Source organism: Burkholderia sp. 4NA327C6 (genome assembly GCF_005502655.1).
GTDB lineage: Bacteria > Pseudomonadota > Gammaproteobacteria > Burkholderiales > Burkholderiaceae > Burkholderia > Burkholderia contaminans.
Map to the genome: position 1 here is coordinate 170840 of NZ_SCNZ01000008.1, position 22102 is coordinate 192941.

Annotated in this window: 18 protein-coding genes; 10 read left to right on the top strand and 8 right to left on the bottom strand. The window is 65.0% G+C overall.

Translation table 11 applies throughout. From position 1 onward, the window contains the following. The first annotated feature begins 14 nt into the window (after positions 1 to 14). The 6 genes from FFS49_RS11265 (at position 15) to FFS49_RS11290 (ending at position 6485) form a co-directional block, all read left to right on the top strand. Positions 15 to 665 carry a GntR family transcriptional regulator gene (locus FFS49_RS11265; protein WP_224755699.1) on the top strand — a complete coding sequence of 217 codons (651 nt, stop codon included), beginning with the start codon at positions 15 to 17 and terminating at the stop codon, positions 663 to 665. A gap of 643 nt (positions 666 to 1308) precedes the next feature. Beyond that, positions 1309 to 2280 carry a LysR family transcriptional regulator gene (locus FFS49_RS11270; RefSeq protein WP_105815620.1) on the top strand — a complete coding sequence of 324 codons (972 nt, stop codon included), beginning with the start codon at positions 1309 to 1311 and terminating at the stop codon, positions 2278 to 2280. Positions 2281 to 2454: 174 nt separating this feature from the next. Further along, entirely contained in the window at positions 2455 to 3258 is an 804-nt protein-coding gene (locus tag FFS49_RS11275; protein WP_105815621.1) for a hypothetical protein, read from the top strand. 374 nt (positions 3259 to 3632) lie between these two features. Then, positions 3633 to 4217: a hypothetical protein gene (locus tag FFS49_RS11280; protein ID WP_105815622.1), complete on the top strand. Its 585-nt coding sequence runs from the start codon at positions 3633 to 3635 to the stop codon at positions 4215 to 4217. 508 nt (positions 4218 to 4725) lie between these two features. Beyond that, entirely contained in the window at positions 4726 to 6015 is a 1290-nt protein-coding gene (locus FFS49_RS11285; RefSeq protein ID WP_137909921.1) for a hypothetical protein, read from the top strand. Between the two features lie 143 nt (positions 6016 to 6158). Further along, positions 6159 to 6485, top strand: a complete 327-nt coding sequence (locus FFS49_RS11290) for a hypothetical protein (RefSeq protein WP_105815624.1) — start codon at positions 6159 to 6161, stop codon at positions 6483 to 6485. Positions 6486 to 6706: 221 nt separating this feature from the next. Here FFS49_RS11290 and FFS49_RS11295 read toward each other — a convergent pair whose 3' ends face one another. Beyond that, a complete protein-coding gene (locus tag FFS49_RS11295; protein ID WP_105815674.1) occupies positions 6707 to 7282 on the bottom strand; it encodes a DUF308 domain-containing protein in 576 nt (191 codons plus the stop codon). A 283-nt stretch (positions 7283 to 7565) separates the two neighbouring features. On the opposite strand from FFS49_RS11295, the gene FFS49_RS11300 reads away from it, so the two are divergent. Next, positions 7566 to 9041 carry an HD domain-containing phosphohydrolase gene (locus FFS49_RS11300; RefSeq protein WP_105815675.1) on the top strand — a complete coding sequence of 492 codons (1476 nt, stop codon included), beginning with the start codon at positions 7566 to 7568 and terminating at the stop codon, positions 9039 to 9041. Positions 9042 to 9134: 93 nt separating this feature from the next. On the opposite strand, the gene FFS49_RS11305 is transcribed toward FFS49_RS11300, so the two are convergent. From FFS49_RS11305 to FFS49_RS11335, 7 genes are all read right to left on the bottom strand, one after another. Then, a complete protein-coding gene (locus FFS49_RS11305; protein WP_105815625.1) occupies positions 9135 to 10616 on the bottom strand; it encodes an MFS transporter in 1482 nt (493 codons plus the stop codon). A gap of 50 nt (positions 10617 to 10666) precedes the next feature. Next, on the bottom strand, positions 10667 to 11263 hold the full coding sequence (locus tag FFS49_RS11310; RefSeq protein WP_105815626.1) for a TetR family transcriptional regulator: 597 nt from the start codon (positions 11261 to 11263) through the stop codon (positions 10667 to 10669). Positions 11264 to 11395: 132 nt separating this feature from the next. Then, on the bottom strand, positions 11396 to 12868 hold the full coding sequence (locus FFS49_RS11315) for an NAD-dependent succinate-semialdehyde dehydrogenase (protein WP_039356144.1): 1473 nt from the start codon (positions 12866 to 12868) through the stop codon (positions 11396 to 11398). Between the two features lie 109 nt (positions 12869 to 12977). Further along, a complete protein-coding gene (locus FFS49_RS11320) occupies positions 12978 to 13469 on the bottom strand; it encodes a winged helix-turn-helix transcriptional regulator (protein ID WP_006749694.1) in 492 nt (163 codons plus the stop codon). Positions 13470 to 13560: 91 nt separating this feature from the next. Then, positions 13561 to 14961: an aspartate aminotransferase family protein gene (locus FFS49_RS11325; protein WP_105815627.1), complete on the bottom strand. Its 1401-nt coding sequence runs from the start codon at positions 14959 to 14961 to the stop codon at positions 13561 to 13563. Between the two features lie 160 nt (positions 14962 to 15121). Next, a complete protein-coding gene (locus FFS49_RS11330) occupies positions 15122 to 16048 on the bottom strand; it encodes a glyoxylate/hydroxypyruvate reductase A (protein ID WP_105815628.1) in 927 nt (308 codons plus the stop codon). Between the two features lie 11 nt (positions 16049 to 16059). Next, the gene (locus FFS49_RS11335; RefSeq protein WP_105815629.1) at positions 16060 to 16920 is read right to left on the bottom strand and encodes a GNAT family N-acetyltransferase; all 861 of its coding nucleotides are present in this window, start codon (positions 16918 to 16920) and stop codon (positions 16060 to 16062) included. 479 nt (positions 16921 to 17399) lie between these two features. On the opposite strand from FFS49_RS11335, the gene FFS49_RS11340 reads away from it, so the two are divergent. The 3 genes from FFS49_RS11340 (at position 17400) to FFS49_RS11355 (ending at position 22093) form a co-directional block, all read left to right on the top strand. Beyond that, on the top strand, positions 17400 to 18068 hold the full coding sequence (locus tag FFS49_RS11340) for a haloacid dehalogenase type II (RefSeq protein WP_039356165.1): 669 nt from the start codon (positions 17400 to 17402) through the stop codon (positions 18066 to 18068). Positions 18069 to 18265: 197 nt separating this feature from the next. Next, the gene (locus FFS49_RS11345) at positions 18266 to 19804 is read left to right on the top strand and encodes a methyl-accepting chemotaxis protein (protein WP_039356168.1); all 1539 of its coding nucleotides are present in this window, start codon (positions 18266 to 18268) and stop codon (positions 19802 to 19804) included. Positions 19805 to 20509: 705 nt separating this feature from the next. Next, positions 20510 to 22093: an ABC transporter substrate-binding protein gene (locus FFS49_RS11355; protein ID WP_105815631.1), complete on the top strand. Its 1584-nt coding sequence runs from the start codon at positions 20510 to 20512 to the stop codon at positions 22091 to 22093. The last annotated feature ends 9 nt before the right edge of the window (positions 22094 to 22102 follow it).

Below are 22102 nucleotides of genomic sequence, written 5' to 3' on the forward strand. Positions count from 1 at the left end.
GCATGGTGGTCGGAATGGATTTCGGAGTCAAGGAAGATCGCTCGCTGGCTGATCGGATCGCTGGCGCATTGGCGGATCGAATCATCTCGGGCGTCATCGCGCCGGGGGAGTGGCTGCGTCAGGACCACATCGCCGCCGAATTCGGCGCGAGCCATGTGCCGGTACGCGAGGCGTTCAGACGGCTGGAAGCGCAAGGGCTGGCCGTGGTGGAACCGCGAAGGGGCGTGCGGGCGGCGCCGCTCGAGCCGGCGGACGTGCTTGAAATGGCAAAGATGCGCGCTGCTTTCGAGGCGCTGGCGCTGCGCGAGGCGATTCCCGCTCTCGACGCACGTGCGCTGGAGGAGCTCGATGCGATCCTCGATCAGGAGTCAGCGGCGCGCGGTATCGCCGTGCTCGGCACGCTGAACCTCAGGTTTCATCGCGCATTGACCGCGCGGTGCGGGATGCCGCGGCTCCTCGACGCAATCGGCGACATGCATCGGGCCAGCTCACGGCATCTGTACGCGACGTGGCAGCAACTCGACTGGCAGCATCGCTCGAACGACGAGCATCGGGACATCGTTCAGGCGATACGCGATGGTGACGTGGACGCCGCGTGTGCGGCGCTGTCCGCGCATATTCTGGCTGCGGGCGACGCGCTGGCTCAGGCGTTGCGTAGCCGGTAGGCGCGGGGGGCAAGCTGGTGTCGTCAAGGGGGCCAAAAGGCTCGGTTTGGGAATGGCTGGTGTTTTCTTCGGGGTGGGGGCAGTCGAATGCGTTGGGTGGCATTTGTTCATCGACAGCCGTAGGCAATCGCTCTCAAGCAGCCATTTGAACGTCGGCTGTACCCTGCCAAGGCACATACGTGTGCCAATCGTATCCGTCGCGGCACGCCACGCGCTGTACGCGAAGGCGCGAATGTGGGCGTGTCCGATCGTCCTGGAACACGCGCACCGGACACCGATCGATGCCGTGGCGCTTGACCCGGAATGCGACTCGGCCGCCGCTCGCCGCTACCGATAAACAGCCCGTGGTTGCACTGACGGGGCGACAACGAAATTGACGCGAGCAGAATCGTGCGCCTGGCTAACTGTGCGTCACGCCACGAGCAGACAAACGGCAGCGTGTACCTTAGACTCTTGCCGCAATGACCATTGAGTGGCTGAAGGCTTCGTCAACGAGAGCATCCGGGAGACGCATCCGGTGCAGGGACGACATCGCCTTTGTCCAACTGATCAGCATCCGAGCAAGTCCCGAAAGGTTGGGCAACCGTATGGAAGCGTTGCTGCGGCAAAGCCTGTGAACGATAGAAGTATCTAAGGATGCTGTATGGCGACCAAGCTGTCATTTGAAGTTCTCGAAGTTTTGGATGCAATTGACCGGACCGGTACATTCGCCGATGCGGCCGAGTTGTTGCATAGAGTTCCGTCCACGCTCACTTACCTCGTGCAAAAGCTGGAAAGCGACATGAATGTCGAGCTGTTCGATCGCAGCGGCAGACGGGCGAGACTCACGGAAGCGGGGCGTGCTGTTGTGGAAGACGGGCGTCGACTTTTAGACGCGGCTCGACGCCTGGAGGTCAAAGCAAAAGGTATTCGAGACAGTTGGGAATCGGAGCTTCGACTATGCGTCGATGCAATCTTGCCGATCCAGTCCTTATGGCCGTATGTCCATGCCTTCTACGACCTGGAGATGAATACCCAGCTCAGTCTTTCCACCGAGGTGCTTGGGGGCGTGTGGGATGCCCTGGTTACGCGGCGTGCCGATCTCGCGATAGGGGCGTTCGGCGAGCCGCCGCATGCCGCCAATATTGCGGCCCGGCCAATCGGAACCATCCGGCACGTTTTTGTCGTGGCACCGGATCATCCACTCGCCCGCATGCCCGAGCCGTTGGAGAGCGAAACGATCGCAAGATATCGGGGTGTCGTCATCAGTGACACTTCTCGCGAACTGCAACCGCAATCTGTGGCCACCCGTGACGGACAGCCTCTGATCATCGTGCCGACGCTCGCAGCTAAACTGCAAGCACTGTGCGAAGGTATCGCTGTCGGGATGCTGCCCGATCTCGTAGCGAAAGAACCGATACACGAAGGCAGGCTGGTCGCGCGTCGCATCGTGGGTGTGCGCGAGTTCACGAATGGCTACCTCGCTTGGCGCGAGGACAAGGTGGGGAACGCTTTGAACTGGTGGATTGCGCAACTGGACAGCGCCGATCTGCTTGAACGGCTCCTGACGCCGCGTCAAGAGAGTAAAGGGCAGCCCGGGGCGCCCGCTTGCGCAGTCCGTTACCAAAGCGCGTAGTGACAGCCCGTCAGTGCGACTGTCTGAGGACCTTCGCCGGTGCATGCAGTTGGACGTTCGAAGGTCAGCTTGGCACTGAACCTTGCTCCAACGGCGGTAGTGGATCGATTGATCGCCATGTCCTCCACGAACAATCGACAACCTGGAACTATACTGGGCAACCTGGAGGCTTCCATGACCGATCACGACAGACTGCATCCACTACGTCCGCTCCTGAAAAACTGGGTTTGGGAGCATGGTCGAATCGGGACTCGCTATCTCGACTGCGTAGATGGCGAAATCAGGTTTGACGAGGGCAAGAAGTCGCATTTTGCGGCCGAGAAATATATCTATGTGCCCCTTGGCAAGGGCGCTGAAGACGATGCATCGGCGGAGGGGCCTGCGATCCATGAGGCTGGACTTGCCCGGTTTTTGCGGGCCGCGCAGTTGGGTACGCCGGAGGAAGCCGGTTCCGTAGCGGATGTCCAGCGCGCGGTGCAGGACTGCGTGGAGATTGGCCTGTTCAGCGCATATCAATGGGCGGCTCGCAAGGCGTTTGCCCGATACGCGCAGGAACCCATGTTCGATGACGAGATACGCGCGGCGGTTGTCGACGACATCCGGCGAATTTACGCCGGCATGCGGGAGCAACTGGCGCTGTACGATTTCAGTGTGCTTTACGGCTTGCCCATGCCGCTGCTTATCGGCGACACGCCCTTCATCGACTGGCGCGTGCGTGCCAGCCCGGCACTTCCGTTTGTATCGCTCCCGCTGGGGCCTTACTGCCTGCTGGTGGGCGCGCCGTCAGGCAGGAAAAGCCGAATCGCCCCTGTCGTCTGGAAGGCCGCTACCGCGATGGGCCCGTTGAAGGATCACAACCGCCAAATCGAGGAGCAGGCACGTCTGTGGCTGGTAGCGACTACGGATGACCAACTCGTCGCCGCGCAAAGCCGCATTGCCGCGGCCAGCGGCGCCAGGCAAGGGAATGAGAAACCCTGACCGAAGTTGACCTTGAGCAGATCGTCGGCGGTGGCTGAGTGATGAGCGGTGGTCCGTTGCCTCGTTGGGCGGTTAGTGCTTGCAAATGTCGTCGGATTACGGGGTTTCCCTGTTTTTCCGTACGTTGCGATGCGGTAGTGGCGCCATGCGGCCAGAACCGGACGGTCGATGTCTACGCTCAGATCGGTGACAATCGGCTGTCCTTCACCGTATAGAAAGCGAGTGTAGTGACTTTAAATTAACCAAAAAAACTACAGAGTTTGATTTTCGGTTTGAAAAATGCGCCTGCGAATGGTCTGTTAATCGCGAAAATATGAATCTGGTGTAATCTGCCAAGGCGGCATATCACGCGGACGATAGCTAAGGGGAACATCGTGACCATACTTAGATCTCACTCATATGTCCATTGGAACTACTTCCTCGCGCTTGAAGAAGATTTAGATCGGCTCTCACGATACGTGGACCTTGCCGGGGGCAACGACGCGACCTATTCGATTGAGATCGCGCGCCTGTTTCTCGGTGCGAGTTCAGAGGTCGATGTGGTGCTCAAGCAGCTCTGCCGGAAACACAATCGAGAATCACGCGCAGAAAGCATTAACGCCTACTTTGGAGAGGTTTCCAAGGCGTGTCCAAATTTCATTGGATTCGAAGTTCAAATTCCCCGATATGGCCTGACTCTTCACCCTTGGATCGATTGGGCGGAACGGGTGCCGCCCATTTGGTGGCAAGACCATAACAAGGTCAAACATCACCGCGACGAATTTTTTCCAAAGGCAAACTTAAAGAACTGCGTCAACTCGGTAGCCGCGCTCTTCGTTGCAGTGTTACACCTCTACGAAGAGCCGGGACGCAACGGCGAGCTTCTTCAACTGCCACGGCTACTCAACGTTGGAGACCGGCACTTTGGGGGGACCCAGATGGGACGTTATGGCAACAGCTACAAGTACGAGGTACAGTGACAGCCAACTGGGCGATCGACAAAAATTACCTGCAATAGGTCAGCTACGGTGCGTCATTGCCGTCATTCGGATCGAACTAACAAGTAATACAATTCTTTTCTGTACTAGCAACGTCTCAATGCAGGCATCGAGCGATGACGCGTCCTCGAAAGACGCTAGACTTCGATACACCGGCGGAGCGCTTTCATCAATTCGTTGCATCGACGGGTTGAATCTGCAGCCAACTACAGACGTTCGCCCATACGCCGCCCTACACGTTAGGGCGTCGGCTATGCGCAACGTAACGGCCGCTCTGAGCTATCTGGGCACGTAGTAACAAGCGCTCCACCGTAGAGCCAAAGCGAAATCTCGCGGCATCGATGTCTGCTCCTTAACCCCGTCGCCTGACTGAGCATCAGCGTGCATAAGGATTGACGACTGCCCTCTGCTATAGTGCGCATCAACCCACGCCTAGGTAAGCCACGTCGTTCGGTTGATTCCTGCCTGTTGAAGCAAACGGTAACAGTTCATGAAAATATCCTTGATTGATAACGGCCTCGACTCTCTCAGAAAGGCCTACTCGTTTCTTAAAGAATATGAGGATTTGCGCGAAGCAGGGGCGGAGGAGGTTCAGCGTTTTTTCAAACTGAAGGATGCCATCCTCAGCATGCAGCATGGCATCGAGATACTTCTAAAATATTTGCTGAGTTCACGGAACGAAATCCTGCTATTTTCAGAGATCAACCAAAAACTGCGCGCCGCGTACGCTAAGCGTCGTGCCGGTGATATTGAGCACCTATACGATAACGACGATGTCCACACTGTCACGTTCAAAGAATCCATTGATCGCCTGAATGACATTTGCGGGTTGGAAATCTCGGAGAAATTACGCAAAGATTTGTTGAAAGTTGAAAAGTGGCGGAACAGTATCACGCACGCTGCGATCCTTCAGAACGAGCAGGAAGTGTCTGGTGTTCTCGCTCGATTGATGCCGCGGCTCGATGACTTTTTTAGTCCAACGATAGGCGATGCTTATGTGCAGGGGCAAGGCCGTAGCGAGCTAGATCGTGCGTTCCGCTTGTTCAAGAAAGTATATGGAGAGCATCCCAACGCAACGAAGTCCGCCGTAATTGAGCGACTAATACGTTCACTGCGAGAAAACAACATTAAGTCCGTCACCGCGCCAGGCGTTTTTGCCACTAACGACGCTGCAAAGGCGTATTCTATTCTGTCAAACATGCAAGGTGATGGAATAACTTATGGCGCCGACATGATCAACCTTCATTGTTCCGGCGAGATGCAGGTATCGAAGCTTGATCGTGAAGGCGTCATTGAACTGTACGCGGCGGATATTCAAGTTCGGTATGCGTTTCAATTCTCCCACTTAGTCGTCTACGTTCCACAGGTGGAGGGGGGCACATCCCCGCTTATATTCATATATGCCAAGACGTCGTCAGTGCTGGGAAATGATCCTGAACTCTCCGAAAACTTTGGCTACCAGACGCAAGGTGGTATTGAGTTTGTTGACGATGGATCGGAAAAGTGGGAGAAACAGGAAATTTATAGGGTTCTCGACGCAGAAAATATGTACGATGATTCTTGCGGCGATGAGGATGACGAGTTTCCACGATCGGGAAGACAAACCCGGCCCTTTATCAGGAAATATCGATTCCTCTCGGATTGTTGTGTTTGTTTTATGAACGTCCAGACACTCTCGCATGGGGCGGCGAAGCAAATTTTGTATTCAGAAGGACAGTTGGGTGGGCCGGAGGCTTTGACACGGTCCCTCCGTGCGACACTGGATGCCAAGCAGCGTTGAATCGCGTCGCGGCAACGGCCGGACTGCAGTCGTTTGCGGCCGATTAAGATCGCCCGACCTAATGACCGGCTCGGGTTTCGGTCAGTCGACACTTGGGCTGAAATTGCCGACAATTGGGTACGTCCGACCTATAGAGAACTCATATGCCGGCTGAACGCGATTTCCACTCGAACTGGAGCAAGACCTCGGAGTATCTTCGCGAGGCGCGAGCTCACCTCTCCGAAACAGCCGAGGGAGTGTGCACGGATAAGATCGCCGAATTTGAGGACCTCTTGAATCACAACGAGTTCGAACTGGCGCTGGACGCCATCGAAGCTTCTTTCAGGAAGGGAGACGATGCGAACTGGCGCGTGCTGGAGTATATGGCCATGGCAGCGCTGAGCATGGCGCTGGTAGATCGCCAAAGGACGTACGATCAATGGCTAACACAGGCGCGAGGCTGGAATTACAGGACGGTTCTACCACGATAGGTTGCAAGACGAATGGCCGGTTTTCGTCGAATTGATGGACCGCTTCGGGCCGTTCAGACCCGTTCGCATCGCCCAACACCTGCCATTCGCGACCGCGAAACACCCCCTGTTTTCACCACTGCGATCATCTGCATGAGCGCATGCGTTGCACGACGTGTGCCCTTGACCGCAACCAGGGCGACGGCACCCCGTGGCATGACATCTCCATCTCGATCGACGGCTCACGACGCGCTGCGTCGTGCCCGCCGCAACTGCAGCCACAATGCCGATATCAGGAAATAGGCGGCGCCTACCGCCGCGTAGCCCGCGATCTTCACGATGGCGGGCGGCATGGACACGTGACTTTGGGCGATGAACAGCACGCCCGCGAGCGCGGATTGCGCGCCGCTCAGGATCATCGCCCATTGCGCGCCGACCTGTTTCCAGCGACGCAGCGCCGTGCCGAGCTGCAGCAAGCCGGAAAGAATCGCCCAGATGCCGAATACCGTGAGCACCGCGTGCATGCCGGCATTCAAAGCCGGAAAAACCGCCAGCGTCGTGGCGGCGCTGATCGCGACGTTGACCGCCTGGGTGCGGTTCGTCGCCGCTCCGCCGCTGCGGGCGAGGTCGACGAAATTGGCGAGCGCATCCCAGGCCGGATAAACGATCAGCAGGATCGCCGCGCCGGCCGCGCTCTGCCGGCCGACGGAGAATGCCAGCGCGACCCAGAGCAGCGAGAATATCGCCCGGGAAAAGTAGTACCGTTTCAGCCATTGTGCGTCGGCGGGGGCACGGAATTCGGGGGAGTGGTCAGTCATTTGCATTCCTTCGTAAATCGGATCGCCGTTCCGGCCGGCGTGCAGCGTGTCCGCCGCGCGGACGTCGTGCCGACCGGATCTCCGGTGCACCGAGTATCGCGATCGTCGCGGTCGCCCGCCATCGGTCAGATGTCCGATGGTGAAGGCGCGCCCCGGGCAGCGGCCGACATCGCTTCACGCCGGGTGCGGCACGCGGCCGATCCGCACGCGCACGCGCATGCAAGGCGCGACGTCGTCGCGTATGATCGTTTTCCCGTTCTCGTGAATGCCCGCACCCCATCCGATGCCCGACGCCGAAGCCCGTCACGCCCCGCTGCGCATATTCGACGCCGTACGCGCGCTGGCCTTCATCGGCGATCTCAGCATGGGGCAGCCGACCGATCATTCGCTGCGCACCGGCTGGCTGGCGGCACAGCTCGCGCACGCGGCGGGATTCGACGCGGCGGTGTGCGACACGGCTCGCGAAGTGGCGCTGTTGCGCTGGTCGGGCTGTACCGCGAACGCCGCGGGTTTCGCTCAGGCATTCGGCGACGATGTCGCAATCCGCGCCGCCATGCTCGAGAACCGGCCCGGTCTCGCCGAAGCGGTCGGCCGCGTCGGCGCCGCGATGATCCCGCTCGCGCAAATCCATTGCGAGGTGTCGGGCGAAGTCGCGCGAATACTGGGCCTCTCCCACGCCGCGGAAACCGCGCTGCGGCACATTTTCGAAAGCTGGGACGGCAACGGGCTGCCCGCACGGCTCGCGCGGGAACAGGTGCCGGCCGCCGTGTCGATCGTCACGCTCGCGGGCGATCTCGACGTATTCAGCCGCACGTACGGCTTCGAGCAGGCCATCGAATGGATCGGGCAACGCGCGGGCGCACGCTATCCGAGCGCGCTCGTCGAGGCGACCGCGCACGACGCCGCGCGCTGGCTCGCGGCGCTCGATCACCTGTCGCCCGACGGTCTCGATGCCGCATTGGCCACGTCCGATATGCAAGGCGCGACCTCCGCCGAATTGATCGCGGACGTCATCGATCTGAAACTGCCGTGGATGACCGGGTTCTCGCGTTCGGTCGCCGTGACGGCGGCCGCGTGTTACGAGCGCCTGTCGCCGGACGCGGCCGCGCGCGAACGCGTGTACCGCGCCGGGCTGATTCATGGCATCGGCAGGGCCGCGGTGCCGAACGACGTGTGGAACCTGCCGACGCGGCTGCCTGCAAGTGCATGGGAAAAGGTGCGGCTCGTGCCGTACTGGACGGAGCGCGCCGGCAGGCAGACGGGCGCGCTCGGCGAAGCCGCGGTGCTTGCGTCGTATGCGTACGAGCGGCAGGACGGTTCCGGTTATTTCCGCGGCGCTCGCGATGCGGCGCTGACGCTGGAAGCGCGCGTACTCGCGGCATCGCTGGCGTGGGTCGCGTTGCGCTCGGCGCGCCCGTGGCGGGCGGCGCTCAGCGATGCGGCCGCCGCCGGCCAATTGCAGGAAGAGGCGGCGCGCGGCCGGCTATGCGGCGACGTGGTCGCGGCGCTCGTCACGGGTGGCGCGCCTGCGGCCCGGCGCATGGCCGCTCGCGCGTCGCACGACGGCCCGCGCCTGTCGCCACGGGAGATCGACGTACTGCGGGCCATCTCCCGAGGGGCGAGCAACAAGCAGGTCGCGCAGGCGCTTTCGATGAGTCCTAGCACGGTGCGCACCCATGTCGAGAAGGCGTTTCGCAAGCTCGAATGCTCGACACGCGCCGCGGCGACGCTCAAGGCATCGGCAATGGGGTTGCTCTGACGCTAAGCATGACGTATGACGCGCGATGCGCGATGCGCGATGCGCATACGCTTCCGTGCAACGTCGAATGTCGATACGGGCGATCTCGGGCGATCACGGTCGTTTGCGCGCGGGGCCGAATGCCGGCTGGCCGGCGGAGCGCACCGACGACGGCGCGGCCGGTGCACGCGCGAGCGAGATGCCCAGCGCGGCGCCGACGGCGAGGAACGCTGAGATAGACAGGAGTGCGACGATAAACGCGTGCGCAATGGCCGCCGGATCCTGGCGCGCGCCCAGAACCGTATAGAAAATCCCGCCGATGATCGCGACGCTGAGCGACGTGCTGACCTGCAGCGTCGAGCTGGCGATACCGGCGATCATCCCCGACACCGCGGGTGCGACGCGCCCGGTCACCATGCGCATCAGCGTCGGCAGCGCGAGACCTTGTCCGAACCCGATCACGAAGAGCGCGGCGGCGAGCGGCACGGACGCGAGCGGCATCCCGGTCGGCGTCGTGTCGATCAAGCAGGCGAGTCCGACGAGCCCGACGATCTCGAGGCCCATGCCGAGCGGATTCACATAAGCGCCGATCGCACGCGTGCACAACGGCGTCGACAGCGGGCCGAGCAGAAACCCCACGCCGAACGGCAAGAACACGAGGCCCGCGCTCAACGCGTCGACGTGCAACGCATTCTGCAGATACACCGAGAACAGCAGGAAGAACGCGCCGATCGAGTACAGCAACAGCGCGATCAGCAACGCGCGGCCGAGCCCCGGTGCGCGCAGCGCGGCCGGATCGAGCAGCGGTGCGCCGCCGTGGTGGCCCAGCCGACTCTCGTAACGCCAGAAGCCCCACGCGAGTGCCGGCGCGGCGATCAGCGAGGCACGGGCCCACACGGGCCAGCCCGCCTCGCGCCCTTCGATCAGCGGCACGATCAACGCGCCGAGCGTCAGCATCGACAGCGCGGTGCCGCCGAGGTCGAGCTTGCGCGCATGCTGCGCACGCGTTTCCTTCAACAGCGGAATGCCGAACACGACGACCAGCATCGCCAGCGGCAGGTTGACGAGGAAGATCGTCCGCCAGCCGAGGTTCAACAGGTTCAGCGAGATCAGGATCCCGCCCAGCGCCTGCCCGATCACGGCCGCCAAGCCGAAGACCGCGCCATACAGGCTGAGCGCGAGCGGCTTTTCCGATTCCGGGAAGATCGCCTGGATCGACGCGAGCGCCTGCGGCGCCATGATCGCGGCCGTCACACCCTGCAACGCTCGCCCGGCGATGAGCATCCCCGGCGAACCTGCGAGGCCGCACAGCGTCGAGGCGATCGCAAAGCCGATCAACCCGAGGAAAAACACGCGGCCGCGACCGTACAGGTCGCCCAGCCGCCCGCCGGTGATCAGCGTGACCGCGTACAGGCCGGCATACGACGAAATCACCAGTTGCTCGGCGGACGACGACGCACCCAGCTCCGCGCGAATCGACGGCAGCGCGACATTGACGATGAAGAAATCCAGCGGCGGCAGGAACGCGCCGACGAGCAGCACCGCAAACATGGCCCACCGACGCGGGTCGGGCGATACAGGATCATTCCGTGACATGAACGGCTCTCCATACGGAACCAATCGGTTCCAAATTGGGTAAAAAAATTTCAATCGAGAACGCGCATCGTGCGGTCGACCAGCGCGAGCATGTCGGCCTCGGACACGCCGGTCTTGCCCAGCACGCGCATGCCCTCGACCTGGCAGACGAGCAAGCGCGCCAGCACCTGCTCGTCCTGCTCGGCGATCTCGCCGCTGGCCTGGCCGCGCACGATCGCGCCGGCGTAGAGTTGCTGCAGGCGGCGGAACATGCGCCCGGTACGCTCCGCGACATCGGGGTCGCGGGCGGCCAGTTCCGTGGTCATCGCGACCGCGAGACAGCCGCGCCGGCCCGCCTCGCCGACGGACAGGCGGGCATAGCGCAGCAGCGAGTCGCGAATGGCCGCTTTCACGGTGCCGGGTTGCGACAGGATGTCGGCGGTTGCCTTGAGCCCGTCGGCCATATACAGGTCGAGCGCCGCCAGCAGCAGCGCCTTCTTGTCGCCGAAGGCCTTGTACAGGCTGCCGCGTGACAAGCCCGTGCCGGCCATCAGGTCGGGCAGGGACGCGCCTTCGTACCCGTGATCCCAGAAGACGGCCATCGCGTCGCGCGCGGCATCTTCGAGTTCGAATTCGCGCGGGCGGCCCACGCCGGCGGGATTTGCCATTGATCGGTTTCGCAAACGATGCGGTGTCCAGGAATGGATTGCATTATATGGACCGATCGGTTCCTATGTCAATTCACGTTTTCGGGCCGGGCAGCGCGATGCCGCCCTCGCGGACGGCGCGCGCCCGCCCGGTCAATCCAGCCCGCCCTGGCACAGATACTTGATCGACAGGTAATCGTCGAGCCCGTAGCGCGAGCCTTCGCGGCCGTAGCCGGACTCCTTCACGCCGCCGAACGGCGCGGCCTCGCTCGCGAGCGCGCCTTCGTTGATCCCGACGATGCCGGTTTCGAGCCGCGCCGACACGCGCGCGATGCGCCGCACGTCCTGCGTGTAGAAATACGCGGCGAGGCCGAACGGCGTGTCGTTCGCGGCGTCGACGGCGTCGTCCTCGGTGTCGAACCGGAACAGCGGCGCCACCGGGCCGAACGTTTCCTCGCACGTGAGCTGCATGTCGGCGCTCGCGTCGGCGAGCACCGTCGGCGCGTAGAAGTTCGGGCCCAGCTCGGTGAGGCGCTTGCCGCCCGTCAACACGCGCGCGCCGCGCTCGACGGCATCGCCGACGTGCCGCGCGATCTTGTCGACCGCCCGCGCGTTGATCATCGGGCCGATCTGCGCGGCCGGGTCGGTCGCCGGCGCGACCTTCAGCGCGGCGACGCGCGCCGCGAGCTTCGCGGCGAACGCGTCGTACACGCCGGCCTGCACGTAGATGCGGTTCGGCGATACGCACGTCTGCCCGCCATTGCGGAACTTCGCGGCCATCAGCCCGTCGACCGCGGCATCGAGCTCGGCATCGTCGAACACGATGAACGGCGCATTGCCGCCCAACTCGAGCGAAAGCTTCTTCAGCGTCGCGGCCGAATCGCGCGCGAGCAGCTTGCCGACGGCCGTCGAGCCGGTGAAGGTGATCTTGCGCACGCGGCTGTCGGCAAGCCAGTCGGCGGCCGCGTCGATGCCGCGCTCGCGCGACGCCGTGATCAGGTTCAGCACGCCCGCCGGCACGCCGGCTTCCTGCGCGAGGAACGCGAGCGCGAGTGCGGTGAGCGGCGTGTCCTCCGCGGGCTTCGCGACGACCGTGCAACCGGCCGCGAGCGCCGGCGCGATCTTGCGCGCGATCATCGCGAGCGGGAAGTTCCACGGCGTGATCGCCGCGACGACGCCGATCGGCTCCTTCACCGCACTCAGCCGCTTGCCGCGCTGCTGCTGCGGAATGATGTCGCCGTACGTGCGCGTCGCTTCCTCGGCGAACCACAGTACGTACGACGCGCCGTACGCGACTTCGCCGCGCGCTTCCGCGAGCGGCTTGCCCTGTTCGCGCGACATCAGCTTCGCGAGATCGTCGGTATTCGCGACGATCGCCGCGTGCCATGCTCGCAGGATCGCCGCGCGGTCGCGAGCGGGCGTCGCGCGCCACGCGGGCAGTGCGCGTACCGCCGCATCGGTTGCCGCGCGCGCGTCGGCGGCGCCGCTGTCGGGTGCGTGGGCAACGGTGTCGAGCCGTGCCGGATCGGTCACGGCGAAACGGCTGCCATCGTGCGCGTCGCGCCACGTGCCGTCGATCAGGTTGGCGGAGCGCAGGAGTTCGGTGCGGGTCAGCGAAAGCGGCATGGCAAGTCCTTGGATGAAGCGGTTCGGCGACGACGGCGGCGCGGCAGGCGCGCGACTCCCCCATACGGACAGCGAAGCTGCCGTATTCGCGGGTGCCGCGCGCGGTGCGTCAGTGACGTTCGCCGAACAGCGATTCGAGCGGGTAGTGCCGTTTGACGAACGGCGACTTGATGATCACGTAACTGAAATACTTCTCGATGCCGATGTTCTGCTCGAGCAGCCCTTCGACGATCGTCTGGTAATGGCTCACGCTGCGCGTGATGAACTTCAGCAGATAGTCGTAGCCGCCGCTCGCGAGGTGGCATTCGACGATCTCGTCGACGTTGCGGATCGCCGCGACGAAGCGGTCGAAATCCTCGCGTCGATGGTCGGCCAGCGTGACTTCGGTGAACACGACCTGCACGTCGCCGAGTTTCTCGAGCTGAATGTGCGCGCCGTAGCCGCCGATGTAGCCGGCCTTCTCGAGCCGCTTCACGCGGATCAGGCATGGACTTGGCGACAGCCCGACCGCGTCGGCCAGTTCGACGTTGGTCATGCGGCCGCGCTTCTGCAACTGGGAGAGGATGCGCAGGTCGATGCGATCCAGCTTGCTGTCCGTCATGTTCACGTGAGTCGGGAGTCGGAAAAATGGAATGTCCGGTTACTTTAGAGTCGAAAGATATCCGCCACAAGCCCGGCTTTCCCTCGGCCCGTCAGGCCGGCTGCGCGTGCGCGGCATCGAGCGCGCGCTGCACGCCCGCATCGGCCAGCACGTCGTCGAGCGTCTTGCGCACGCGGTCGAACAACAGGTCGAACTCGCCCGCGGTGAAGCTCAGCGCCGGCGCGAAGCCGAGCACGCCGTCGCCGAACGCGCGGAACACCACGCCGTTCGCGTACGCGGCGGCGGCGATCTTGTCGGGCACGTTCAGTGCCGGATCGAAGCGCGTCTTGTGCGCCTTGTCGGTGACCAGTTCGAGCGCGCCGAGCAGGCCGACCGAGCGCGCGTCGCCGACGAGCGGATGCGCGCGCAGCGCGTCGAGGCCCGCGGCAAAGCGGGGCGCCATCGCCTGGCCGTTCGCGAGCAGCCCGCCTTCGTGATAGAGCTTCAGCACCTCGAGGCCGATCGCCGCGCTCACCGGATGCGCGGAATACGTATGCCCGTGACCGACCGCGGCCGACTCGGTGCGGCTGCCCGCGATCCCTTCGTAGATCTCGTCGGACATCAGCACCGCGCCCATCGGCGCATAGCCGGCGGTCAGCCCCTTCGCGACGGTCATCAGGTCCGGATCGACCTGTTCGGCTTCGCAGGCGAACAGCGGGCCCGTGCGGCCGAAGCCGGTGATCACCTCGTCGGCGACGAACAGGATGCCGAGGCGCCGGCACGCGTCGCGCATCGCCTTCAGCCAGCCGGCCGGCGGCACGATCACGCCGCCCGAGCCCTGCACGGGCTCGCAGAAAAACGCGGCGACGTTGTCCGCGCCGAGTTCGGCGACCTTCGCTTCGAGCGCGGCGACCGACGCGGCGGTCAGCGCCTGCGGATCGTTGCCGAGCGGGTTGCGGTACGGGTACGGCGACGGAATATGGTGCTGGTCCGCGCGCGGCAGGTCGAAATGGCGATGGAACGCCGGCAGCGCGGTGAGGCCGGCGCCGACCGACGACGAGCCGTGATAGCCGCGTTCCAGCGCGATCATGTGCTTTTTAGACGGGCGGCCGGTCGCGTTGAAATAGTGCGTGATGAAACGGATCGCGGAGTCGACCGCATCCGAGCCGCCGAGCGTGAAGTACACGCGATTCAGCGACGGCGGCGCGAGCGCGGCGAGCCGTTCGGCAAGCTCGATCGCCGGCTGCGAGCCGAAATGGAAATAGCCGGTTGCGTACGGCAGCCTGGCCATCTGGTCGGCGGCGGCTTTCACGATGCTGTCGCGGCCGTAGCCGACGTTCACGCACCACAGGCCCGAGAACGCGTCGAGCAGCGTATGGCCGGCGGCATCGCGCAGGAATACGCCTTGAGCGGATTCGAGCACGGTGACGCCGCGCGCCTCGTGCGTACGGTAATTGACGACGGGGTGGATCAGGTGTTGACGATCAGCTTCGATCAGCGCGGCTTGGTTCATGGCAGGCGGGACTCTCGTCAGGTGTCAGCGGTGAGGTCATGCTACCGGGCGACCCGTGCGCATGCGTTTTCAATTTGCGGCCCGAAACGTACGCACGCGGCGTTTGCACGGGGCGCTTCGGCATTTTCTGCTGCGCGCCCCGTGCGGCCGGACATGGACGTCAGTAGCCGCGCGCGCGATCGACGACGCCGATCATCGGCTGCCCCGCGCGATGGCGGGCGAGGTTCGCGAGCACCGCATCGACCGCAGTGTCGGGGCGCGTCGCGCTCGCGATGTGCGGCGTGATGCGAATGCGCGGATGGGCCCAGAACGGATGGCCGGCCGGCAACGGTTCGGGGTCCGTCACGTCGAGGATCGCGCTGTCGACGCGGCCGCTCGCGAGTGCCGCGAGCAGCGCGGCTGCATCCAGTTGCGGCCCGCGCCCCACTTGCACGAGCGACGCGCCGGCCGGCAACGCGTCGAACACGCGCGCGCCGAGCAGGCCGCGCGTGTCGTCGGTGAGCGGCAGCAGGCAGATCAGGATGTCGGTGCGCGCCAGGAATGCGTCGAGTGCCGCATCGCCCGCGTAGCAGTCGATGCCGTCGAGCGTGCGCGGCGTGCGGCTCCAGCCGGCGCACGGGAAACCGAAGCGCCGCAGCGTGTCGAGCACGGCCTGGCCGAGCGTGCCGAGGCCGAGCACGCCGATACGCCGCGACGCGGCCGCGCGCACCGGCTTCTCGTGCCACACCTGCTCGCGCTGCTGCGCGGCATAGTCGAACAGGTCGCGATGGATCGTCAGCACGGCCTGCGTCACGTATTCGACCATCCCTTCGACGATGCCCGGCTCGATCATCCGCACGACCGGGATGTGCGCGGGCACGCGCGACAGGTCGAACTGGTCGATGCCGGCGCCGACGGAGAACACGACTTCGAGATTCGGCAGCAGCGCGGCCGGGTCGTCCGGCGGCTGCCAGGCGGCGAGGTAGCGGACGGCCGCGGCATCGCCGATGTCCGGCCAGATCCGGAACGGCAGATCGGGCGCGCGTTGCGCGAAGCGCGCAGCCCACTGCGCGCCGCGCACGGGGTCGGCCTTGTACAGGAAGCTCATCGTCGTGCCCCTCAGCCGAGCGCCTGGCTCACGATCGCGAACGCGCGCAGCGCCGGGTCGCCCACCGGCACGGCGCCGCGCGCCATCGCGACGACGGTATCGACGCGCGGCAGGCCGAGGCCCTCCAGCCAGTCGGACAGCCCGCTGTCGCTGGGCAAGTCGAGCCGCACGAACATCCCTTCGTTCAGCGCGAGCCAGTGGCTGATCAGCGCCTGCGCGCGCCGCGCATCCGGCGCGATCACCGGGCCGATCACATGGCCGCGGCCGAAGCGGCGGAACAGCGCGAAGCCGAGCAACTCGCCGTCGCGATCGAGCGCGATGCCGTTCGCGACGTCGAGCAGCGCGTCGGTCACCGCGCCGCGTTCGTAGCCGGCCGCACGCGTGGCGAGCGCGGCGAGGCGCGGCCCGTCGTTGGTGCCGAGCGGGCGCAGGCGCTCGCCGGGCGGCAGCGAGATCAGCGGCGGCCGGAACGCCGCGCCCTGGTGCTGGTCGATCGTATCGATCGGCTCGAATCCGAACGCCGCGTACAGCGGCTCGCGTTCCGGCATCGCATGCAGAAAGACAGTGCGCGTGCCGAAGCTGTCGAGCGCACGGGCGAGCAGCTCGCGGTCGATCCCGCCGCCCGCGCGCTCGGGCGACACGATCAGCATGCCGAGCGCCGCGTGCGCTTCGCCGAGACGCCAGCCGAGCGCGGTACCCACGACGCCGGTCTCGTCTTCGGCCACGAAGCCGCCGCCGAGCTGGAGCACGAAGCGCCAGTCCTCGAGCCGGTGCGGCCACTTGACCGCCTCCGACAGCCGATGGGCGGCGGGCAGGTCGCTTTCGGCGAACGGGCGATAGGTGAGCGTGCGGGAAGGGTTGAGGTCGGACACGCCGGACTCCGGATGGGTGGAAATGACGCATTCACTCTGCCAGCGCGGTCGCGGCGCGGATAGGACGATTCGCCTGTTTTCGGGCGCTGACGGGCGCGCCCGCGAGATCGACGCAAACCCGTTCGTTCGACGCGGACGAACGCGGCGATCGTGCCGGCGCGGCCGATCAATTCCACCACGCCTGCTGTGGGAACACCACTACGATCAATACACGGCGGCGCTGCCGCCTGCCGGAGGGCCGCACCGGCAGGCGAGCCCGCTGCGGCAGCACGGCGGCCACCGGCCGGCCCCGCTGCGCCGAGCCCGATCGCGCCGCAGATCGCACCGCAGATCGTGCTGCATGCGCCGGGCAACTTGCGGCGATTGTGCGTTTTGAGCGGCGCCGAACGATGCGCGAACGGTTTTTTGCCCTGATTCAATTTCGTTGAACCCAGCCCATCCCCGGCCCTGCCGGGGCTTCACACCGACAGGACGTCACCATGATCCAGTTTGAACCGAAGTACATCACCTTCGACTGCTACGGCACGCTGACCCATTTCCGGATGGCCGAGACGGCGCGCGAAATCTATGCGGACCGGCTGTCGCCGGCGACGATGGAGGCCTTCGTGCGCGCGTTCGCCGCCTACCGGCTCGACGAGGTGCTGGGCGCATGGAAGCCGTATCGCGACGTCGTCGTCAACGCGGTTCGCCGCACCTGCGCGCGGGTCGGTGTGCCGTTCGACGAAGCCGAGGCCGAGCTTTTCTATCATGCGGTGCCGACGTGGGGCCCGCACCCGGACGTGCCGGCCGGGCTGTCGCGGCTGGCGTCGAAGTACAAGCTGGTGATCCTGTCGAACGCGATGGACGAGCAGATCATGAGCAACGTCGACAAGCTCGGCGCGCCGTTCCATGCGGTGTTCACCGCGCAGCAGGCGCAATCGTACAAGCCGCGGATGCAGGGCTTCGAATACATGTTCGACAAGCTCGGCTGCAAGCCCGAGGACGTGCTGCACGTGTCGTCGAGCCTGCGCTACGACCTGATGACGGCCGAGGATCTCGGGATCAGGCACAAGGCCTTCGTGAACCGCGGCCACGAGCCGGGCACGCCGTTCTACAACTATTACGAAGTGTCGGACATCGGCCAGCTCGCGACGCAACTCGGGCTGTAAGCCGCCTGCGCCGGCGGATTGCCGATCGCCGCGACGGGACGGGACGGGACGCGGCCGCGATGCCGCCAGCGGGCATCGCGACCCGTCGCGCGTTCGATCAGCGCACGAAACAAGGGTAATTACCGATATTGAGCGGTTCAAGGGGCGGCGTTGCGGGCCGATATATGTACCGAACGGTTAATCTTTCGAGGCCCCGCATGAAGTTGTCCACCAAACTGCTGATGCTCGTCGCCGCGGCGCTGCTCGGCGTCGTCCTGCTCGCCGCGTTGTCGCTGCATACGCTGCGCGACGCGCTGATCGACAGCCGGCGCGACGAGATCGTCATTCTGCTGACCAAGGCCGAGCATCTGGTCGATTCGTATCGCGCGATGCAGACCAGCGGCACGCTCACGCAGGAGCAGGCGCAGCAGCAGGCCAAGGCCGCGCTGGCGGCGCTCAACGCGAATTCGAAGAGCTACTTCTGGGTCACGACGTCCGACGGCGTCAACCTGGTCCACCCGAACGCGAAATTCATCGGCACGCGCGCGAAAGGCAACCGCACGACCAGCGGCCTGACCGACAGCGAGGCGTACCGCGCGGGCATGGCGCAGTCGCATTTTGCGCTCGTCGACGTGCTGATCAAGCGCAGCCCCGACGCGGACCTGGAGCCGAAGCTGCAGGGCGTGGTCGCGATTCCGGACTGGGACTGGTGGATCGGCACGGGATTTTTCTACGACGACATCAACGCGGCGTTTGCGCGGCTCGCGATGGTGCTCGGGGCCGTCGCGCTCGTCATCGCCGCGGCGCTCGCGGCCATCGCATGGGGCGTGCTGCGCAGCGTCAGGCGCACGCTCGGCGGCGAGCCCGCGCATGCGACGCAGATCGCCGCCCGCATCGCCGCCGGCGAACTGGACGTGCAGTTCGATACGGCGCACGCCGCGCCCGGTAGCCTGCTCGTCGCGCTCGGCGACATGAAGGCGCGGCTGACCGACACCATCGCCGAAATCCAGACCACGACCCACTCGATCGCCACCGGCACCGGCGAGATCGCCCAAGGCAACCTGGATCTGTCGCAGCGCACGGAGCAGCAGGCCGCGTCGCTGCAGGAAACGGCCGCGAGCATGGAGCAGATGACGTCCACGGTCAAACAGAACGCGGACAACGCGCGCCAGGCGAATGCGCTCGTGGCCCAGGCGAAGGATGCGACCGAGCTCGGCGGCGCCGCCGTGCAGGCGGTCGTCGAAACGATGCGGCAGATTTCGGACGGATCGGTGCGGATCGCCGACATTACCGTCGTCATCGAAAGCATCGCGTTCCAGACCAACATTCTCGCGCTCAATGCCGCGGTGGAAGCCGCGCGGGCGGGTGAGGAGGGGCGCGGGTTCGCCGTCGTCGCATCGGAAGTCCGCTCGCTCGCGCAACGCAGCGCCGCGGCCGCGAAGGACATCAAGGGATTGATCGACGCGTCGGTCGAGCGGGCGGGCAGCGGCAGCCGGCTCGTCGAGACAGCCGGCGAGCGCATGACGGAGATCGTCCGGTCGATCGACCGGGTGGCCGGCATCATGGGCGAGATTTCGGCGGCATCGGCCGAGCAGAGCACCGGCATCGAACAGATCGGGCTGGCGGTCGCGCAAATGGACGAAGTCACCCAGCAGAACGCCGCGCTCGTCGAGCAGGCGGCTGCGGCCGCGTCGTCGCTAGACGAGCAGGCGGCGCGCCTGCGGGCCGCCGTATCGGTCTTCCGGCTCGCTGCGTGACGGCTTCGTGCCGCTCACTGCCCGCCAGCGCATCACCCCCGCCGCCTTCACGCCACGCCGGCACACGCCCGGCGTGCGCGCCGACATGCCGGTGATGTGCCGGTGACGGACGCGTCGCCGCCTGGCGGCGCGGTTTCTGACGGCTGCACTGGCCAGGTTTCCGGGCAGCCCCGTCATCCTTCCGCCTTCCCCCAAAGCCGTTCCGATCGAGCGGCATTCTTCTGAACTTTCCCGCGCGGCGCACCGTCGCGATCCCCATCGCCGACGCCCGTGCGGGCGGCGATCTGTCGCGACGCACCGCTCGTTTCGGCCGTCGTCGGCAGGCGCGCACGCATTCGACACAAACGTGTGGTTTGCGCGAGCCAAACGCGCGCCGGATGCCGAACGGGCAATTTTGTCGGCGCAATCTGCGGCGGCTGCGGCCTTACGATTTCCTGCATCGACACGGGTTCGGCAGCCGCCGCGACACGCCGCCGGGCACACGGCGACACGTGCGCGCACGCAGCTAATCATGCTGCGCAGGCCACCCAAAACGGTCGATTCGTATCGTGCGGGGCGCCCGAATCGCGACAAACCGCATTTTGGCGATGCTTAAATGAATTGCATGTGTACGACGTCGCGCCCGCCACCAGCAAGCGGGCGCGGCGGGACTGAACAACCACGCTGGACCCTTGGACCTACTTCCCACAGTCAGGAGCAGTTCGGATGAGCGACGATATCGACAATGGCGGCAAGGGCGGCATCACGCGCCGCGACATGATGAAGGTCATGGCGGCGGGCGGCATGATGGCCGCCGGCGCCGGCGGACTGCTGATGACCCCCGGCGCTGCATTCGCCGCGCCCGCGCCGAAGCGTGGCGGCAAGATCCGGGTCGCGAACGAAGCCGGCTCGACGGCCGATACGCTCGACCCGGCCAAGGGCTCGACGGGCGCGGACTACACGCGCTTCTTCATGTTCTACAGCGGCCTCACGCAGCTCGACGCGAGCCTCACGCCGCAGATGAACCTCGCCGAATCGCTGCAGACGACCGATGCGAAGACGTGGATCATCAAGCTGCGCAAGGGCGTCACGTTCCACGACGGCAAGCCGGTCGGCCCGGCCGACGTGGTGTTCTCGCTGATGCGCCACAAGAACGCGGCCACCGCGTCGAAGGTCAAGACGCTTGCCGAACAGTTCGCGGACGCGAAGGCGAGCGGCCCGGACGAAGTCACGCTCACGCTCACCAGCGCGAACGCGGACCTGCCGGTGATCCTCGCGACGCCGCAGCTCGTGATCGTCAAGGACGGCACGACCGACTTCTCGACCGGCATCGGCTGCGGCCCGTACAAGCTGAAGTCGTTCAAGCCGGGCGTGTCGACCATCGGCGTGCGCAACGACAGCTACTTCAAGCCGGGCAAGCCGTATCTCGACGAGATCGAGCTGATCGGCATCAGCGACAGCGCCGCGCGCCTGAACGCGCTGCTGTCGGGCGACGTGCACCTGATCAACGCGATCGACCCGCGCTCGACGCAGCGGGTCTCGTCGACGCCGGGCTACGCGCTGAAGGAGACCAAGTCGGGCCTCTATACCGACCTGATCATGCGCAGCGACAACCCGATCGTCTCGAGTCCCGATTTCGTCGAAGGGATGAAGTACCTGTTCGATCGCGAGCAGCTGCGCACGTCGGTGTTCCGCGGCTACTCGGTGATCGGCAACGACCAGCCGATTCCGCCGGGGCACCGCTACTTCAACGCGTCGCTGCCGCAGCGGGCGCACGATCCGGACAAGGCGAAGTTCCTGCTCCAGAAGGCGGGCGCGCTCGGCGCGACGTTGCCGCCGATCTATGCGACGTCCGACGCGAACGGGTCGATCGAGATGGCCGTGCTGCTGCAGCAGGCCGGCCAGAAGATCGGGCTGAACCTGCAGGTCAACCGCGCGTCGCCCGACGGCTACTGGTCGAACCACTGGATGAAGCACCCGCTCACCTTCGGCAACATCAACCCGCGCTCGAGCGCCGACGTGCTGTTCACGCAGTTCTTCAAGTCGGATGCGCCGTGGAACGAGTCGGGCTGGAAGAACGCGAAGTTCGACCAGTTGCTGCTCGCCGCGCGTTCGGAAACCGACGACGCGAAGCGCAAGCAGATGTACGGCGACATGCAGGTGATCGTGGCGCAGCAGGGCCGGGTCGGCATTCCGGCGTTCATCAGCTTCCTCGACGGCTACGACAAGCGGCTCGCGGGCCTCGGTTCGATCCCGACCGGGCCGATGATGGGCTTCACGTTCGCCGAGAACGTGTGGTGGAACGCATGACGTTGTGGC

Excerpts from the sequence above, each read along its gene's own strand:
- FFS49_RS11290 (WP_105815624.1), top strand. The coding sequence starts at position 6,159 with ATGCCGGCTGAACGCGATTTCCACTCGAACTGGAGCAAGACCTCGGAG.
- FFS49_RS11355 (WP_105815631.1), top strand. The coding sequence starts at position 20,510 with ATGAGCGACGATATCGACAATGGCGGCAAGGGCGGCATCACGCGCCGC.
- FFS49_RS11295 (WP_105815674.1), bottom strand. The coding sequence starts at position 7,282 with ATGACTGACCACTCCCCCGAATTCCGTGCCCCCGCCGACGCACAATGG.
- FFS49_RS11330 (WP_105815628.1), bottom strand. The coding sequence starts at position 16,048 with ATGAGCTTCCTGTACAAGGCCGACCCCGTGCGCGGCGCGCAGTGGGCT.
- FFS49_RS11340 (WP_039356165.1), top strand. The coding sequence starts at position 17,400 with ATGATCCAGTTTGAACCGAAGTACATCACCTTCGACTGCTACGGCACG.
- FFS49_RS11265 (WP_224755699.1), top strand. The coding sequence starts at position 15 with ATGGATTTCGGAGTCAAGGAAGATCGCTCGCTGGCTGATCGGATCGCT.
- FFS49_RS11310 (WP_105815626.1), bottom strand. The coding sequence starts at position 11,263 with ATGGCAAATCCCGCCGGCGTGGGCCGCCCGCGCGAATTCGAACTCGAA.
- FFS49_RS11270 (WP_105815620.1), top strand. The coding sequence starts at position 1,309 with ATGGCGACCAAGCTGTCATTTGAAGTTCTCGAAGTTTTGGATGCAATT.
- FFS49_RS11320 (WP_006749694.1), bottom strand. The coding sequence starts at position 13,469 with ATGACGGACAGCAAGCTGGATCGCATCGACCTGCGCATCCTCTCCCAG.
- FFS49_RS11300 (WP_105815675.1), top strand. The coding sequence starts at position 7,566 with ATGCCCGACGCCGAAGCCCGTCACGCCCCGCTGCGCATATTCGACGCC.
- FFS49_RS11275 (WP_105815621.1), top strand. The coding sequence starts at position 2,455 with ATGACCGATCACGACAGACTGCATCCACTACGTCCGCTCCTGAAAAAC.
- FFS49_RS11285 (WP_137909921.1), top strand. The coding sequence starts at position 4,726 with ATGAAAATATCCTTGATTGATAACGGCCTCGACTCTCTCAGAAAGGCC.
- FFS49_RS11305 (WP_105815625.1), bottom strand. The coding sequence starts at position 10,616 with ATGTCACGGAATGATCCTGTATCGCCCGACCCGCGTCGGTGGGCCATG.
- FFS49_RS11345 (WP_039356168.1), top strand. The coding sequence starts at position 18,266 with ATGAAGTTGTCCACCAAACTGCTGATGCTCGTCGCCGCGGCGCTGCTC.
- FFS49_RS11315 (WP_039356144.1), bottom strand. The coding sequence starts at position 12,868 with ATGCCGCTTTCGCTGACCCGCACCGAACTCCTGCGCTCCGCCAACCTG.
- FFS49_RS11325 (WP_105815627.1), bottom strand. The coding sequence starts at position 14,961 with ATGAACCAAGCCGCGCTGATCGAAGCTGATCGTCAACACCTGATCCAC.